This window comes from Rhizobium sp. PDO1-076, from assembly GCF_000247475.1.
Taxonomy (GTDB): Bacteria; Pseudomonadota; Alphaproteobacteria; order Rhizobiales; family Rhizobiaceae; genus Allorhizobium.
On the sequence record NZ_AHZC01000099.1, the window covers coordinates 1 to 16,603 of the forward strand.

General features: G+C 60.7%; 14 protein-coding genes and 1 pseudogene. 10 read left to right on the forward strand and 5 right to left on the reverse strand.

The genetic code is table 11. The features are described 5' to 3' along the window. The 9 genes and pseudogenes from PDO_RS07355 to PDO_RS07395 all read left to right on the forward strand — a co-directional run. Positions 1–86: pseudogene (locus PDO_RS07355) on the forward strand (TrbC/VirB2 family protein); the annotation flags it as partial. Then, the gene (locus tag PDO_RS07360; protein WP_007599868.1) at positions 86–367 is read left to right on the forward strand and encodes a VirB3 family type IV secretion system protein; all 282 of its coding nucleotides are present in this window, start codon (positions 86–88) and stop codon (positions 365–367) included. The pseudogene PDO_RS07355 and the gene PDO_RS07360, both read left to right, overlap by 1 nt. A 10-nt stretch (positions 368–377) precedes the next feature. Next, positions 378–2,882 carry a conjugal transfer protein TrbE gene (gene trbE, locus PDO_RS07365; RefSeq protein ID WP_007599869.1) on the forward strand — a complete coding sequence of 835 codons (2,505 nt, stop codon included), beginning with the start codon at positions 378–380 and terminating at the stop codon, positions 2,880–2,882. Further along, positions 2,879–3,625 carry a P-type conjugative transfer protein TrbJ gene (gene trbJ / locus PDO_RS07370; RefSeq protein ID WP_007599870.1) on the forward strand — a complete coding sequence of 249 codons (747 nt, stop codon included), beginning with the start codon at positions 2,879–2,881 and terminating at the stop codon, positions 3,623–3,625. Before trbE ends, trbJ begins: the two co-directional genes overlap by 4 nt. 14 nt (positions 3,626–3,639) lie before the next feature. Beyond that, entirely contained in the window at positions 3,640–3,927 is a 288-nt protein-coding gene (gene trbK-alt / locus PDO_RS07375) for a putative entry exclusion protein TrbK-alt (RefSeq protein ID WP_007599871.1), read from the forward strand. Next, complete coding sequence (gene trbL, locus PDO_RS07380) at positions 3,924–5,315, forward strand: P-type conjugative transfer protein TrbL (RefSeq protein WP_007599872.1); 1,392 nt, start codon at positions 3,924–3,926, stop codon at positions 5,313–5,315. Before trbK-alt ends, trbL begins: the two co-directional genes overlap by 4 nt. Further along, complete coding sequence (gene trbF, locus PDO_RS07385; RefSeq protein WP_007599873.1) at positions 5,315–6,004, forward strand: conjugal transfer protein TrbF; 690 nt, start codon at positions 5,315–5,317, stop codon at positions 6,002–6,004. Before trbL ends, trbF begins: the two co-directional genes overlap by 1 nt. Further along, positions 6,001–7,041 (forward strand): P-type conjugative transfer protein TrbG, encoded by a 1,041-nt coding sequence (gene trbG, locus PDO_RS07390; RefSeq protein WP_007599874.1) that lies wholly within the window; start codon positions 6,001–6,003, stop codon positions 7,039–7,041. Before trbF ends, trbG begins: the two co-directional genes overlap by 4 nt. Continuing rightward, the gene (locus PDO_RS07395; protein ID WP_007599875.1) at positions 7,038–8,258 is read left to right on the forward strand and encodes a TraB/TrbI/VirB10 family type IV secretion system protein; all 1,221 of its coding nucleotides are present in this window, start codon (positions 7,038–7,040) and stop codon (positions 8,256–8,258) included. Before trbG ends, PDO_RS07395 begins: the two co-directional genes overlap by 4 nt. Positions 8,259–8,515: 257 nt before the next feature. Here the strand turns inward: PDO_RS07395 and PDO_RS07400 are convergent, their stop codons facing one another. The 3 genes from PDO_RS07400 to PDO_RS07405 form a co-directional block, all read right to left on the reverse strand. Beyond that, positions 8,516–10,858: a molybdopterin guanine dinucleotide-containing S/N-oxide reductase gene (locus PDO_RS07400; RefSeq protein ID WP_037072927.1), complete on the reverse strand. Its 2,343-nt coding sequence runs from the start codon at positions 10,856–10,858 to the stop codon at positions 8,516–8,518. 417 nt (positions 10,859–11,275) lie between these two features. Continuing rightward, positions 11,276–11,398: a hypothetical protein gene (locus PDO_RS29250; protein ID WP_280113363.1), complete on the reverse strand. Its 123-nt coding sequence runs from the start codon at positions 11,396–11,398 to the stop codon at positions 11,276–11,278. 42 nt (positions 11,399–11,440) lie between these two features. Next, positions 11,441–12,898 carry an FAD/NAD(P)-binding protein gene (locus tag PDO_RS07405; RefSeq protein WP_007599881.1) on the reverse strand — a complete coding sequence of 486 codons (1,458 nt, stop codon included), beginning with the start codon at positions 12,896–12,898 and terminating at the stop codon, positions 11,441–11,443. 321 nt (positions 12,899–13,219) lie between these two features. Here PDO_RS07405 and PDO_RS07410 point away from each other — a divergent pair, with 321 nt between their 5' ends. Continuing rightward, positions 13,220–13,501 carry a hypothetical protein gene (locus PDO_RS07410; protein ID WP_007599882.1) on the forward strand — a complete coding sequence of 94 codons (282 nt, stop codon included), beginning with the start codon at positions 13,220–13,222 and terminating at the stop codon, positions 13,499–13,501. A 1,085-nt stretch (positions 13,502–14,586) separates the two neighbouring features. Here PDO_RS07410 and PDO_RS07420 read toward each other — a convergent pair. Together PDO_RS07420 and PDO_RS07425 are read right to left on the reverse strand one after the other, a co-directional pair. Then, positions 14,587–15,963, reverse strand: coding sequence for an FAD-binding oxidoreductase (locus tag PDO_RS07420; protein WP_007599889.1), 1,377 nt, complete (start codon positions 15,961–15,963; stop codon positions 14,587–14,589). Positions 15,964–15,999: 36 nt separating this feature from the next. Beyond that, complete coding sequence (locus PDO_RS07425; RefSeq protein ID WP_007599891.1) at positions 16,000–16,602, reverse strand: 2-hydroxychromene-2-carboxylate isomerase; 603 nt, start codon at positions 16,600–16,602, stop codon at positions 16,000–16,002. Position 16,603: the final 1 nt, after the last annotated feature.

Here is a 16,603-nt window from a genome sequence, read left to right on the forward strand (position 1 = left end):
AGATCGTCTTCGGGTTGAGCATCGCATTTGCGGCCAGTTCCTTCTTCCTGTCGTTCTTTTCCTTCGGCGGCGGAGCACTGGTCTGATGGTCGGCGGTTTTCAGCAGGAAGACGAGGTGCGTGGTTTCTTCGCCACCGTGCATCGGTCGCTCGCCGAGCCGATTCTGCTCGGCGGCGCTCCCCGTGCCGTGGCCATTGCCAACGGCACGCTTGCTGCTGCCGTCAGCCTCGGCCTTCGCCTCTGGATCGCCGGGCTGGTGATCTGGGCCATCGGCCATTTCGTGGCCGTCTGGGCAGCCAAACGCGATGCCCAATTCGTCGATGTCGGGCGCAGGCACCTGCGCTATCCGGCGCACATGGGCGTGTGAGGGTTTGCAGATGATGAACCTTGCCGAATACCGCAAACGCTCCTCACAGCTGGCCGACTTCCTGCCATGGGCGGCGCTGGTCGCCCCGGGCGTTGTCCTCAACAAGGACGGCTCGTTCCAGCGCACCGCCCGGTTTCGCGGACCCGATCTCGACAGCGCCACGCCGGCCGAGCTGGTCGGCACCACAGCGCGGCTCAACAACGCGCTGCGTCGCCTCGGCTCCGGCTGGGCGGTCTTCGTCGAAGCTCAGAGAAACCCCGCCACCGACTATCCAGAAAGCCTGTTTCCGGATTCGGCATCTGCGCTTCTCGACATAGAGCGGCGCGAACAATTCGAGGAATCCGGCCTTCTCTACGAGAGCAGCTATTTCCTGAGCTTCGTGTGGCTGCCACCCGCCGAAGAAGCCTCGCGGATCGAGAGCTGGCTTTACGAGGGGCGGGAGAAAGGCGGCGTCGATCCATGGGAACTGCTGAACAGTTTCGTCGACAGAACGGATCGTATCCTCCATCTCGTGGAAGGCTTCGTGCCCGAAGCCGGATGGCTGGATGATGCAGAGACGCTCACCTATCTGCATTCGACCATTTCCACCAAACGCCATCGTGTTCGTGTTCCGGAAACACCTGTCTACCTTGACGCGCTGCTGGCCGATCAGCCTTTGGCCGGCGGCCTGGAGCCGAGGCTTGGCGATTTCCATCTGCGGACGCTGACGGTGATCGGGTTTCCGACGGTCACCTTTCCTGGCATCTTCGACGATCTCAACCGGCTTGCCTTTCCCTATCGGTGGAGCACCCGGGCGATTATGCTCGACAAAACCGACGCGACCCGGCTCGTTGCGAAGATCAGGCGGCAGTGGTTCGCCAAACGCAAATCCATTGCCGCGATCCTGAAGGAAGTGCTCACCAACGAGCAATCGGTGTTGGTCGATAGCGATGCCGCCAACAAGGCGGCCGATGCGGATGCAGCTCTGCAGGATCTCGGCTCCGACCAGGTCGGGGAAGCCTATGTCACTGCCACGGTCACCGTCTGGGACACCGATCCGGCGATTGCCGACGAGAAACTGCGGCTGACGGAAAAAGTCATCCAGTCACGGGATTTCACGGCAATCATCGAAAGCGTCAATGCCATCGAGGCATGGCTCGGCAGCATTCCCGGCCAGACCTATGCCAATGTCCGCCAGCCGCCGATCTCGACGCTGAACCTCGCCCACATGATCCCGCTGTCCGCAGTCTGGGCGGGACCGGCTAAGGACGAACATTTCGACGCGCCGCCGCTGTTTTATGCGCGCACCGAGGGATCGACGCCGTTCCGGTTTTCGCTGCATGTCGGCGATGTCGGCCACACCATGATCGTCGGTCCGACCGGCGCCGGGAAATCCGTGCTGCTGGCGATGATGGCCCTGCAGTTCCGCCGCTATCTCCGCTCCCAGGTTTTCGCCTTCGACTTCGGCGGGAGCATACGCGCCGCAACGCTCGCCATGAATGGCGACTGGCAGGATTTGGGCGGTTCACTCTCCGACGATGCATCGCCTATCGACACCGTGTCACTCCAGCCGCTTGCCGGGATCCGTGATACGCCGGAACGGGCCTGGGCCGCCGACTGGCTCGTCGATATCCTGATCCGCGAGGGCGTGACCATCACGCCTGATATCAAGGAACATCTCTGGACGGCACTGACGTCCCTGGCTTCCGCGCCGATCGGGGAGCGGACCATCACCGGCCTGACGGTGCTGTTGCAATCATCGGCGCTCAAGCAGGCTTTGCGGCCTTACTGCATCGGTGGCCCATACGGTCGCCTGCTCGATGCAGAAATGGAATGGCTTGGCGACGCACAGGTGCAGGCGTTCGAGACCGAAGGACTTATCGGCACGGGAGCAGCACCCGCCGTTCTCTCCTACCTGTTCCACCGGATCGAATCCCGCTTCGACGGACGGCCGAGCCTGCTGATCATCGACGAAGGCTGGCGGGCACTTGATGACGGCGGCTTCGCCCAGAAAATCAAGGAATGGCTGAAGACGCTGCGCAAGAAGAATGTCAGCGTTGTCTTCTCCTCACAGTCGCTCGCCGACATCGAGGCCTCGCCGATCGCGCCCGCCATCGTCGAAAGCTGCCCGACACGCATCTTCCTCGCCAACGAGCGGGCTATAGAGCCGCAGATAACCTCTATCTACGAACGATTTGGGCTCAATGCCCGCCAGATCGAGATCATCGCAAGGGCGACCCCGAAACGGGACTATTACTGCCAGAGCCGCAGAGGAAATCGGCTGTTCGAACTTGGCCTTGGATCCGTAGCACTGACGCTTTGCGCCGCATCGACCAAGGCCGACCATGCGCTGATCGACGCGCTGATCCGCGATGGCGCGCGCCCTTACTTCCTTGAAGCCTGGCTTGAGGCCAGCAGCCTGCGTTGGGCCGCAGATCTTGTTCCCGACCTCACCAACGTCATCGATCAGTCGGTCGAAAGGACGAGCGGTCCGGCCTCCATCCCCCTGTCACCCGAAGAGGAGATTGCCCCATGAAGCATTTATCCCTGGGCGTTCGCTGGCGCCGTGCCCTTGCAACCAGCGTCCTTGGTGTCACACTGGCGTCCTCACCCGCATCGGCGCTGATCGTCTACGATCCGACGAACTACAGCCAGAACCTGCTATCGGCTGCCAGGGCGCTGGAGCAGATCCAGAACCAGATCACGTCGCTTCAGAACGAAGCGCAGATGCTGATTAATCAGGCGAAGAACCTCACCAGCCTTCCGACCTCGATGCTCTCGCAGATCGAGGGGAATTTTTCCGAGATGAAAGACCTGCTCGGGGAAGCAGACCAGCTTGCCTATGAGGTCCAGAATATCGAAGAGCAATTTAACGCCACTTATCGTGATTTCGCGGCTGGCGATCGGTCGGCCTCTCAGCTTGCATCCGCCGCGCAACAGCGCTGGCAGCAATCGGTATCCGCTTTCGAGCATTCGTTGAAGGCGGGAGCCGTGGCTGTCGACAACATCGAAGGCACGCAGGCGCAGACCAGCGAACTGGTCGATGCCAGCCAGTCGGCGGTCGGCGTGCTGCAGGCGACCCAGGCCGGCAATCAGCTCATGGCCGTGCAGGCGAAACAGCTCGCTGATCTGACCGCCATGCTGGCTGCACAGGGCAGGGCCAGTGCGCTGGAACAGGCGAGGGCTGCGGCAGCACAGGAGCAGGCTCGCGCTCAGTTCGGCCGCTTCATGACCGGCTCGGCCTACAGTCCGTCCAGCGTCCGTATGTTCCACGATTGAAGAGGGTGGAGACAATGGACCTGAAGATCGCCGCCCGGATGCTTGCCGTCTTCGCACTTGGTGCAGGGCTGACCGCCACAATCGTGGCCCTGCAAGAAGAAGACGCAAACGATGCAAAAGGCTCCAGTATCGGGCGTCCGGGCGGCGAGCCCGTCAACACTTGGCTCGCGCGCTGCCGCGACCTTGGCATGGCCGCGGCCGTTGACGCTGCCTGCCGCAAGGCCTGGGCGGAAAATCGCCGCCGGTTCTTCGCAACCGATCGACCGGTCGCGCCAAAGACCGGCGAGGTGCCGTCGCCATGAACAATACCGGCATCATCGACCGTTTTCTCGAGACCTTCACTGCTTATATTGATAGCGGCTTCGGCCTGCTCGGCGGCGAAGTCGCCTTTCTCACCTCGACCCTGATCGTCATCGATATCGTTCTCGCCGGTCTATTCTGGGCATGGGGCGCGGATGAGGATGTGCTGCAGCGGCTTGTGAAGAAGACCCTCTATATCGGCTTCTTTGCCTTCATCATCGGCAACTTCAACCGGCTCGCCGGAATCGTCTTCGAAAGCTTTTCCGGGCTCGGACTCAAGGCCGGCGGCTCAAGCCTCTCTGCTTCGGAACTGTTGCAGCCCGGCCGCGTCGCGCAGGTGGGCATCGATGCCGGCAATCCCATACTTCAGGCCGCCGGCGAGTTGATGGGCTACATCGCCTTCTTCGAGAATTTCGTGCAGATCTTCGTGCTGATGGTCGCCTGGGTCATCGTTCTCGTCGCCTTTTTCATCCTCGCCATTCAGATCTTTGTCACGCTGATCGAGTTCAAGCTGACGACGCTCGCAGGCTTCGTCCTGATCCCCTTCGCACTGTTCAATAAAACCTCCTTCCTTGCCGAAAAGGTGCTTGGAAACATCGTCGCCTCCGGCGTCAAGATACTGGTGCTGGCCGTGATCGTCGGCATCGGCTCCGGATTGTTCGACGAGTTCACGTCCGGCTTTTCCCAACAGCCGACCATCACCGAGGCGCTGTCGCTGGTACTCGGCGCTCTTTCGCTGATGGGCCTGTCAATCTTCGGTCCCGGTATCGCCTCGGGCCTGGTGTCCGGCGCTCCGCAACTCGGCGCCGGTGCCGCCGTCGGAACCGGTCTTGCCGCGGCCGGTCTCGGGGCCGCCGGCTATATGGGTGCCAGGGCTGGACTGGGAGCTGCAACAAGTGTTTTCGGCGGGGCGGCGAGGGGTGGGGCAACTCTCGTGGGCGGTGCCAGGACCGCCTACGGTCTTGGTGACGCAACCGTGGGATCAACAGGGACTGGCGGTGGAGCTGCCGGTTTTGCCAGTGTCGCAAAAGCAGCCGCAGGTCTCGCCATGTACAAGGGCAGGGCCATGGTCTCCGGCGCATCCCAATCCATGAGCTCCAGCTATCGCTCCGGACAGGCCGGCGCATGGAAGGCGACAGGTGGCAAGAACGAGGTCGGCGTCGGCATGTCAGATGCCGCCAACGATCCCTCCTTTGCCGGTTCGTGGTCTCCAAGTCGCGCTGATGTGTCCGGCTCCGACGTTTCGCTCTCGACGCCGCCCGATTGGGCGCAGCGCATGAAGCGGAGCAGCACCGTCAGTCACGGTGTCAGCACGGCTGCCCATACGGTCCGCTCCGCCGATCACAGCGGCGGCTCCATGTCCGTCTCTCTCAATCAGGATGACCGTTGATGACCATTTTTAGGCGACCTTCCGTGCGCTACGCACGCACCCCGGAACCCGAAACCCCCTACCAGAAGGCAGCGCAGGTCTGGGACGAGCGCATAGGCTCCGCTCGCGTGCAGGCGAAAAACTGGCGGGTGATGGCCTTCAGTTCTCTGTTTCTGGCTGGCGGTTTTGCGTCCGCCCTGGTCTGGCAGTCGACACGTGGGACCGTGGTGCCATGGGTGGTGCAGGTCAATAAGTTCGGGGAGGCGCAGGCCGTTGCCTCGGCGGTGACCGACTATCGGCCGACTGATCCGCAGATTGCTTGGCATCTCGCCCGTTTCATCGAGCAGGTTCGCAGTATTCCGGCCGATCCCGTGATCGTGCGGCAGAACTGGCTTCGCGCCTACGAATACACCACCGATCGCGGGGCGATTGCGCTGAACGATTATGCGCGTGCCAACGATCCGTTCACGAAGGTCGGCAAGAACCAGATCGCCGTTGAGATCTCCAGCGTCATCCGGGCATCACCAGACAGTTTCCGCATCGCCTGGACCGAACGGCAGTTCGAGAATGGCCAGCTTTCGGCCACCGAACGCTGGACTGCCATCCTGACCGTCGTGATCCAGACACCGCGCACCGCTGAAAAGCTGCGCGCCAATCCACTCGGTGTCTATGTCAACGCAATCAACTGGTCGAAGGAGCTTTCGCAATGAAGGAGGTATGCAGGAAAAGTGCATCACTGCTGCTGGCAACGCTACTATCCGCCTCGGCACTTGCCGGCTGTGCGAAAAAATACATCCCGCCGGAGATCGACTACGACGATGCGGCGCCCGCCGTGCTGACTGCCGATCCGGTCGGTCCGGTGAAGGTGGTCGAACTGCCGAAGCCCCTGCCGCTGCCCGGCCAGTTGAAGCCAATCAATGGGGAGAAGGCTAAGACGGAGGCTGTCGATCCGAAGACTCGGATCTCGCTGGCTAACGAAGCTGCCCGCATCCAGCCGGTTCGTGATGGCTTTATCAACGCCGTGCAGGTCTATCCCTTTTCGGCTGGCGCGCTCTACCAGGTTTATGCGGCGCCGGGACAGGTGACGGATATCGCCCTTCAGCCCGGCGAGCAACTGGTCGGCTCCGGTCCGGTGGCGGCCGGTGACACCGTGCGCTGGATCATCGGCGATACTGAAAGCGGTACGGCAGCTTCAAAGCAAGTACATATCCTGGTGAAGCCGACGCGCCCCGATCTTCAGACCAATCTGGTCATCAATACCGACCGGCGGACCTACCATCTGGAACTGCGGTCCACCCCTTCGACCTACATGGCATCGGTCTCATGGCAATATCCGCAGGACCAGTTGATCGCACTGCGACGGCAGAATGTGAGGGCGGCAGAGACACAAGCCGTTGCCACCGGCATCGACATCTCGAAGCTGAACTTCCGGTACCGCATCGAAGGCGATCCAGCACCCTGGCGGCCGATGCGTGCCTTTGACGATGGCGCAAAAGTCTACATCGAATTTCCCTCCGGCATCGGGCAGGGCGAAATGCCGCCGCTGTTCGTCATCGGACCCTCCGGCAATTCCGAGCTGGTCAACTACCGCGCCCGTCAGAACTATTATGTCGTCGATCGGCTGTTTGCTGCGGCCGAATTGCGGCTTGGCGACGGGGACAGCGCAAAGCGTGTTCGGATCGTCCGCACCGATGGTCGAACAGTGGCGAAGCGGACCACACTGTTCTCCTCGGAGCGCAGCCGATGACGGGGTCTGCAAACTCATCGGATATGGGCCTCAAGGCTGAACTGCGCTTGCGGCCCGAACCACAGCGCGTCACGCGCCTGTCACGCAAGGTGCTGATCGGTCTTGGCGGCGTGGCCAGTATCGCCATTGCGGCGGCGCTGTTCTGGGCGCTCGATACGAACCGGCGCGGCAACCAGACAGCGACGGAACTCTACAACACCGACAACACGACGCCGGCCGATGGCCTGGCCAGCCTGCCGAGAGACTACACCAACATTCCGAAACTGGGCCCGGCGCTACCGGGGGACCTCGGCCGGCCGATCCTGCGAGCGCAGGAGGCAGGAAAGCCTATCGTAACACCCAGCGTCCAGACGCCGCGTGTCGGTCCAGAAGAACAACGCCGTCTTGCCGAGATCGAAGCTGCCCGCCTAGCAAAGCTGTTCACCGACAGTCGTGGGGAGCGAGCGATGGGAGGCCAGACAATCGCATCGGCAAGTGCACCCACGACTGCCGTCGATCCCGCCACCGGCATGCCCATTGTGTCCGAGACGCCGCCGCTGGACGGCGGGTCCGCGCAGAACATGCAGGACCGCAAGCTCGCCTTTCTCAACGGCGAGACTGACCGGCGCACCGTCAGTGGCGACCGGGTGCAGGAGAAGGTGTCTCCCTATGTCGTGCAGGCGGGTACAGTCATTCCGGCGGCCCTGATTACCGGCATCAAATCCGATCTGCCTGGCCAGATCACGGCGCAGGTGACTGAGCATGTCTACGACAGCCCGACTGGCTCGCATCTGCTCATTCCACAAGGCGCGCGTCTGATCGGCCAGTACGACAGCCAGGTTGCCTTTGGGCAGTCACGCGTGCTGCTGGTCTGGAACAGACTCATCATGCCGGACGGCTCATCCATCGTGCTGGAGCGTCTGCAAGGTGCGGATACGCAAGGGTTCTCCGGGCTCGAGGATGAAGTCGATCATCATTGGGGGCAACTCTTGAAGGCCGCAGCACTTTCGACACTGCTTGGGATCGGCACGGAATTATCTTCCGACGACGAAAGCGACATTGCCCGCGCCATTCGAGAGAGCGCTCAGGACAGCGCCTCCGACATCGGCCAGCAGATCGTTCGTCGCCAGCTCAACGTTCAGCCAACGCTGACGATCCGGCCGGGTTATCCGGTTCGCGTTATCGTCAACCGCGACCTGGTCATGAAGCTCTATGGAGCGGCGAGGGATCCGACATGACCAAATTTAAGCGGTCTACAATGCTCTCCCGCGTATGCCACCAGGAGCTTCTTGCGCTTGTGCACCGTGTCGAGCTCGCCGGAGGCAAACCGGCGTTGGAAATGGTGCGCCCACAAGAGGGCAAGGATTGTCGAGATCGCACTTCTTTCATCTCGATTCTGTGCCGGTGGCTCCGATTCATTCAAAGCGTTCAACCGTGACGTTGCACGCTCAGGTTCGTACCATTCGGTGGTATTGACAGGATGGGTGACTATTTCCTAGCGCTCAGAGGGTGTGAGGAATTCCTCCGGCGGTTCAAATGCCCGCAACTTTGGCAGGGGATTATTGAAGCGTTCGATCCTGACCGTTGTCAATTGGCCGGTGCAACCCTGCGCCAAGGCGGATGTGCCGATGTCGCGGGTGAGCACATTCGGATTGCCGTGCACGCAGAGCGGTTTTTCCTCGCGGGGATCTTCCGGATCATACCACGCGCCGGTCGGCAGTTGCACGACGCCTCCCCGGATGCCCTCGGAGAGGCGGACGGTGGCGAGGCAGGCGCCGCGGGCGTTCGAAAGCTTCAAGATGTCGCCTTCGGAGATCCCGTCTTTTGCCGCATCCTGCGGGTTCATGGTGAGGACTTCCCGTCCATGATGCTTGGCCGCCGCGCTGTGGTCGCCGAAATCGAGCTGGCTGTGAAGCCGGGTGCGCGGCTGGTTGGAGATTAGGACATAGGGCGTCTCGGCACTCGGCACATAAGGCTGGCCGAGCCAGGTTGGATGGCCCGGGCAATCGGCTTCGCCGAAGCTGGCGATTGTCTGTGAATAGATCTCGAGCCGGCCGCTCGGTGTTGTCAGCGGATGGGTGTCTGGAGCTTCGCGGAAGGCGCGCAAATAGCCGCCGTCATCCGGCTTCTGCGGCAGGACGAGCCCCTCGCTTTCAAAGAAGGCATCGAAGTTCGGGGCAGGCAGGCCGTTTTCGGCAAGTGCCTGCCGGGTTGGTTCGTAGAGATGGACGAGCCATTCGCGGACTGTGCGGCCCTCGGTGAAGGCTTGGCCCGCGCCGAGACGTTCGCTGAGGTCGGCGAAGATCGCGTAGTCGTCTCGTGCCTGCCCGTGTGGGTTGGCGACGGCATGCATGGGGATCAGCAGCGGATCGTTTGAACTGGCGCCGATGTCTTGCCGCTCCAGCGTCATGGTCGCGGGCAAAACGATGTCGGCATGGCGGGCGGTTGCTGTCCAGGCACTTTCATGGACGACCATTGTATCGAGTTTCGCAAGGGCCTGGCGCAGGCGGTTGAGGTCCTGATGATGATGGAAGGGGTTTCCGCCGGCCCAGTAGACCAACTTGATTGTCGGGTAGGTCCGGGTTTCGCCGTTGAAGCGATAGGTCTCTCCCGGATGGAGAAGCATGTCGGCGATGCGTGCGACCGGGATGTAGTCGCGGATTGGGTTCCGGCACTGCGGAAAGGTCGGGATTGGCACGTCGTTGGTGCGACGCCCGTAATAGGCGATGGCGCCGAGCGCATAGGCATAACCGCCGCCGGGCAAGCCGATCTGGCCGAGGGCGGCACTGAGCACCATGCCCATCCAGACGGGCTGTTCGCCATGTTCTGCGCGTTGAAGCGCGTGGGCGACGACCATCAGTGAGCGTTTTCCAGCAAGGCGTCTGGCGAGTGACACGATATCCGCGGCTGCGATTCCGGTGATCGGAGCGGCCCATTCAGCATCCTTCGGCAGCCCATCCGTTTCTCCCAGCAGATAACGCTCGAAGATCGGCCAGCCCGTGGTGTAGCGATCGAGGAAGGCGCGGTCGTGTCTTTCCTCGACAACAAGCGTATGGACAAGCGCCATCATCAGTGCCGTGTCGCTGCCGGGCACGCAAGGCAGCCATGTCGCGCCGACTTCGTCCGGGAGATCCGCGCGCAAGGGGCTGGCGAGGACGAATTCGCAGCCTCGATCGGCCGCTTGTTGCATTGCACCCCGCTCGACATGCCGGCTGACGCCACCGCCGGCGACCATGGCATTTTTCAGCGCCATGCCGCCGAAGGCGAGTACGATGTCGGTGTGTTCAGCGACTTGCTCCCAGGTTACGTTGCGCTTCGTCAGCCCTTCATAATCACCCATGATGTGCGGGATCAGTACTTGTGAGGCACCGGAGGAATAGCTCGTGACCGAGCCTACATAGCCGCCGCAGGCGATAGTCAGAAAACGATGGATCTGGCTCTGGGCATGGTGAAAACGACCGGCACTCGCCCATCCATAGGAACCGCCGAAGATGCCGCCGGGGCCAGCGACGTCGCGGACGCGGCGAAGTTCCGCCGCCAGCAGGTCCAGCGCCGTCTCCCAAGACACTGAAACAAACTCGTCGCGTCCACGCATCTGGTCCGGACCTGGGCCGTTTTCCAGCCAGCCCTTGCGGACCATCGGATGGGTGATCCTCGCCCGGTGCCTGAGTGCTGCCGGAAAGTTGTCGATGATCTGGTTGGGGTCTGGGTCGTCAGGGTGCGGTTTGACCTCGAGGCGGCCGTCGACCATCCGTGCCGAAAACACCCCCCAATGGGAGGAGTGCGGCCTGAAGCCGTCGGTGTCTCGCTCTTCTCTTGTCGTGTCGTTTCCTGCCAAATGCGTCCATCCCGGATCGGGTCGACAAGAGCGAGTGGCCTGTCTGGACCCTGTATGTTTCAGGTGGGCATGATGATCTTGCCCGGTGTCATGATGTCGATTGAATCGATGGCGTGATTGATCACCATCATCAATTCCACAGCTCGCAAACTCCTCGTGCCGATCATCGATCTAGTTCCGATGCCATGCTCGCGGTCGAGATTTCGCGGAGCGACAAGGCCTCTTGCGCCATCTTCTTTTTGATCGCGGCGACCTTGGCCAGTTACTCGCCTTTGCCCTGATCGATTGCAAAGACAAGGTTATAATTTCTATCGCCGACATGGCCGAGGATGGCAGAAGGGGCGGGGCAATGCGGCAGCAGCCCCCGGCTGAAAAGGACAGACTCGCCGACGAGACAGATACGCGGACATCTTGGGCTCAACTGGCCGTCCTCGACACCGCTGCTGCATCGACATTTCCCGCAGCGGTGAAGCCCATCACCTCGAGATCGAGGTTGCGCTCCAAGCCTGTGTCGTCGTCGGTGGTCGACTCAGATTCCATCCGACCGGCTGGTTGATCTTTGTATGTTCCGGCAATTTCACATCAATCATGTGTGCTAATTTCGATGATGCGAACGGGGCGCACTGTGGTTCTAAGAATAGTCTCGACGATACACGTGGCCTGAGCCGCTATCTCGGGAACACCGGTGATTTCCCCAAACGTACCGCGTGTGAGAGGGCCTGCAATCATCAGTGATGCCTGAGGCCTTCCACCACGTGATATGGCGCGGCAGTGCTTGTCACATGCGATGCCGAGACCAAGTGAATCGGGCTGGAGGGTGCCGCTGGTTGCCAGGTCTTTCAAGAAACCCTGGTAGTCCAGGACATTCTTCTGGTCTGGACCTGTCGCCACGACAATGCGATCAACCTGGAGCTTCTGCACGGCGGAGGGCTTCGCGCCTTTTATTTCCACGCAGATTTTGTCCTCAGGCATCCGCACTGATTTAAGATGGCCGGTTATAAATGACAGAGTCGGCAGATTATTTTCTTCCCTCAGGAGCGCTTCTATCTGCGGAGGCATCCGAAACCGATGCACTTCGTACCATCGGCGTAGGTGGCGCAGGACACGCGCCTGCTCTGATGCCTGCATACGCATCCATAGCGGCTGCCCCTGGTGCCGCAGTGCATCCATGACACTCTGCCACGGCATTCCCTGGTCCGTCACTTGCTGGACCAAGTGACGGATTCGCTTTAGCACCTCTCGGGCCGTCGGCCTTTCGAGATCAAAATCACCAAAGGGAGTGAAATCGCCACCTGCCTGCTTGCGCGGCAAAAGACCGGTACGTGACAGTATCGATATTTGGCCCTTATGGTGTCTTGATCTGAGCGACGCTAAAGCGTCAAGCGATGTCAGTCCGGCGCCGACGATCAGGACGTGCTCGTTCGCATCGATTTGGCTTTCAGCAATTTCTGCCGCCCCGATACAACGTTTCGTTCCCACGAGTCGTGCGGGAACCTGATCGGGAATTTTTGAGGGTGCATGTCCGGTCGCAATGACAACCACATCGGCGGTAACGACCGTTCCCTTGTCACCTGTCAGGATCCATTCGTTTGATTTGCGATCCAGTCGAACAAGCTGCTCACGAACATGGCGGATTTGCCCAGTTTCAACTTTAGGCTGGAGCAGGCTGTCCATGAACGCACCAAAGTCACGGCGTCTGGCAAACGTGCCGCCGCTGGTGATTGATGCGACATCAATAGAGAGGCGACCCGTTGCCTCAAGCCAGGACGAAAACGCTCCAGGGTCTCCAGGTACCGCGCGCATGCGATGCGCCGCAACGTTAAGTCTAAGGCTGGCGTCATCGGTTGAGTACGCAAGGCCAGCGCCAAGGCTAGCCCTCGGTTCAAAAATCGCGATTTGATCGACGCTCTCATGGCTGCGATTCGCGAGATGAAACGCAATGATAGCGCCAGTGTATCCACCGCCGATAATCGCTACCCGCGTCTGTGCTGAATGGCGCGACCTGGACTGCTGTGGATCGGGCATGGTGATGCGCAGCATGATCTTCCTCCATCAATCAATATCTATATATTAAGTAGATTATTGAGATTGTCTAGCTTCACTTTGCCTTCACAACGGTGATTTGCCCGACCAGATGGGCACGACTTCCGTATTTCGGCGGCATAGCGGGTATCAGAATGGATGGGGGAACTGGTGGTTCGGCGGACATTGTGAGAGGCTCTCACAGGAAGATGCCATTTTCTCAGTGGTGATACATATGATCAATATCAAAATGGATCAGCTCTGGATCATCGCGTCGCACTCCGCGTGAAACCAATCTTCACTTCAGGACTTAAAGAGCTGAGAAAACAGGAGCGACGCATGGCGAAATGGACGTTGGTCAAGAACGAAGGCAGTATTGAAGTTTGTCAATGGGAGCTTCCCGGCGAGCTTACAGAACCCCAGGTTGAGGAAATTGTCCGGCGTATGGTTTGCAAGGTTCTATCCGATGACGAAATCATAATTTCGTCTCTTCCACTCGGCGACCCCAAACGATACATCCTGTTGGATAGAAACGAGGATCCAGGACTGATCCGGATGGGAGAAAACCCATCCATCCATATGGGCGAAAACCCGTTCTATGTTGCGACATACTCAGATTGATTTGGACGGAGGTAGTGTCGGCGGTCATCGTTGGGACTACCGTCCAGCCAGCCCAATATGTGTTGGCCCGAGCAATGCAATATCTGCCAACCTTAGTAACCCGGCAAAGCTTCGACGAGCTTCCTTTGCGCTGCCGCGAAGATATGTGCTCTGGAGACAATCGCCAGTCCAGTCATTCCGGTAACAATTCCTCGGCAAAGGTCATCCAGGGCATCCATGTGACATTGTGGAGACCGTGGGTCGTCTCGCGTGTGGTCCCGCTGCGCGTTAAACAGATCGGTGGCAAAAAGGACGTGCAACTCGGCCACCGTCAATCCCTGCACTGGGTGTGCCAGTACAACCACAGCAACTTTTCCGCAGTTCCTGTTCCGGACTCGTTGCCAGAGAAAATAGTTTCTGGGCGTAGCGAGGCGTATCATCCATCCCCTTTGCGCCATATCCGCTATCCAGAGCGCTAGATGGGGACTTAGCGCTTCTGATGGACGCCATGCAGACGTCGTAAGATAAAGCAATATTTTTAAACCGAAAGGAGGAGGGGACACCTGACTACCGGGCTTCACTCTTGTCATTTCAGCTGCTCTCCTGCTTCCAAACCTGGATTGCTTGCCGAGAAAACGGGCCTGCCTCCAGCACAGTCGGCGCGACCTGCACCGAAAAATGCTGCTGCCCTGCTCCTTTGTCAATATTTCCTATAGGTTTAGTATTGCATGCTAGGTGCGAGCGCCGCTGGACGAGTGCACCGCGTCCAGGTCTCGGTCCGCGTTGCCGAGCGGCGTTCCGCGGTCGGCAGGTCGTCGGGACACGGTCCGCCAGCCAGCCTTGCGGATCATACCATGGTTCACCCTTGCACTGTGTCTGAGTCTGCCGGAAAGTCGGCGATGATACGATCGGGGGCGGGTCGTCAGGGTTCGGTTTGACCGCAACTTGCCTGTCGTGCATGCGTGCCGAGAACCAGCCACAATGGAAGGAGTGCGGCCGGAAGCCGTCGGTGTCACGCGATTTCTGCTCGTGTTTTTCTCGGCAATGCGCGTCAAGTCCCGTGTCGGCCCGTCCAGAGCGTGCCAGTTGTCTGAGCCCTGCCTTGGTCAGGCGGGCAGGATCTTGCCTGGATTCATGATGTCGAGCGGATCGATCGCTTGCTTGATCACCTGCATCAGGTCGACGGCATCGCCGTGTTCTTGGCGCAGATAGTCGATCTTGCCGGTGCCGATACCGTGTTCACCGGTCGAGGTGCCGCCGAGCTGCAGCGCCTTCTCCACCATCTTCTTGTTGATCGCGGCGACCTTGGCCAGTTCGTCAGGATTGTCAGGATCAATGGCGAAAACCACGTGGTAGTTCCCGTCGCCAACATGGCCGAGAATGGCGGCGGGTACGGGGCAATCGACCAGCAGTTCGCGGGTGAAGAGAATGCATTCGCCAAGCGCCGAGACCGGCACGCAGACATCGGACGACCAGCCTCGGGCGTTCGGACGCTGCGAGACGACGGCATAAAAGGCGTTGTGGCGCGCCTTCCACAGCCGGTTGCGCTCTTCGGGTGAGGTTGCCCAGTCGAAGTCCTGGCCACCGTTGTCTGCCGCGAGCGCCGCGACCTGATCGATCTGCTCGCGGGTATAGGCGGGTGAGCCGTGGAATTCGAAGGCGAGGGTGTCTTCGACCTTCAAAGACAGCCCGGCATAGCGATTGACCGCAGCGATCAGACCGCGATCCATGAATTCCATGCGGGCAACGGGGATGCCGAGCTGGATGACTGCAATTGCCGTGTCTATTGCCCGGTCGATGGTGGGGAAGGAGCAGAGGGCCGCCGCCGTTGTTTCTGGGATGCCGTGCAGGCGCAGGGTCACCTCGGTGATAATGCCGAGCGTGCCTTCTGCGCCAACGAACAGCCGCGTCAGGTCGTAACCGGCGGAGGATTTGCGCGCCCGGCCGCCGGTCTGGATGATCTGGCCACTGGGCAGCACCACCTTCAACGACAGGACATTCTCCCGCATCGTCCCATAACGGACGGCATTCGTGCCCGAGGCCCGGGTCGACGCCATGCCGCCGAGCGTGGCATTGGCGCCGGGATCAATGGGAAAGAAAAGACCATGATCGCGCAGCCAGGTGTTCAACTGTTCACGCGTGACGCCAGCCTCGACCGTGCAGTCGAGGTCCTCGGCGCTCACCCGCAGGACCTTTTCCATGCGGGAAAGGTCGATCGAGATGCCGCCACGCACCGCCGACAAATGGCCTTCGAGCGAGGTGCCAGCGCCGAAGGCTATGACCGGCACCTGGTGTGCCGCGCAAAGCCGTACGATCACCGAGACCTCCTCGGTCGTTTCGGCGAAGACGACGGCATCCGGGAGGGCTGCGGCATGATAGGATTCACCCTGTCCATGCTGCTGGCGTAAGGCGAGCGCCTGCGAGAAGCGGTCGCCAAAGCGCTCCAGCAAGGTGTCGGTGACAGAGTTTGGCAAGGCGGTCATGCGTCTGCCTCCGAAATAATGTGTATCATGGCGATGTCAGGCGAGGATCGGTTCGCCGGCCAAATGGCGCTCCAGGAATGGCAGGCTATCCTGGCCCCAATAGAGTTCGCCCTCGTAGCGGAAGGTCGGGATGCCGAAGACGCCGGCCTCTTTGGCGCGCTGGAAATTGGCGTCGAGCACGGCCTGCACATCGGCATCCCCGATGCGGTCTTCGAGGGCCTCGGCATCGAACCCGGCTTTTGTGACGATTGCCGTACGGAGATCAGCTTTGCCGATATCTTCGGCCCGACCCCACAGGGCTGCCTGCAAAGCCTTGGTCAGGCTGCTCCAGTCGAGACCGTCGATCTGCGCGGCAACCACCAGCCGACCGGCAGGGCTTGGATCGGATAGACCCGCGCGATTTTCGAGCGCCAGCGGCTTGTTGCGGAGCGCCGCCCAGCGGGCGAGGTCGCGGAGCCAGTAGGCACGGCGCGCATCGGGGCGGTTGCGGGAGTAGATTGCCCCGTTTTCCTCGATCAGCTGAATGATGTGCGGGCGCACCTCCGCCTTGTGGCGGGCGGCAAGATCGAGGAAGGCATCGAAGCCGATATAGGCCCAGGGCGAGCCTACGCTGAAGAAATAGTCGATTGATTTGGTCATG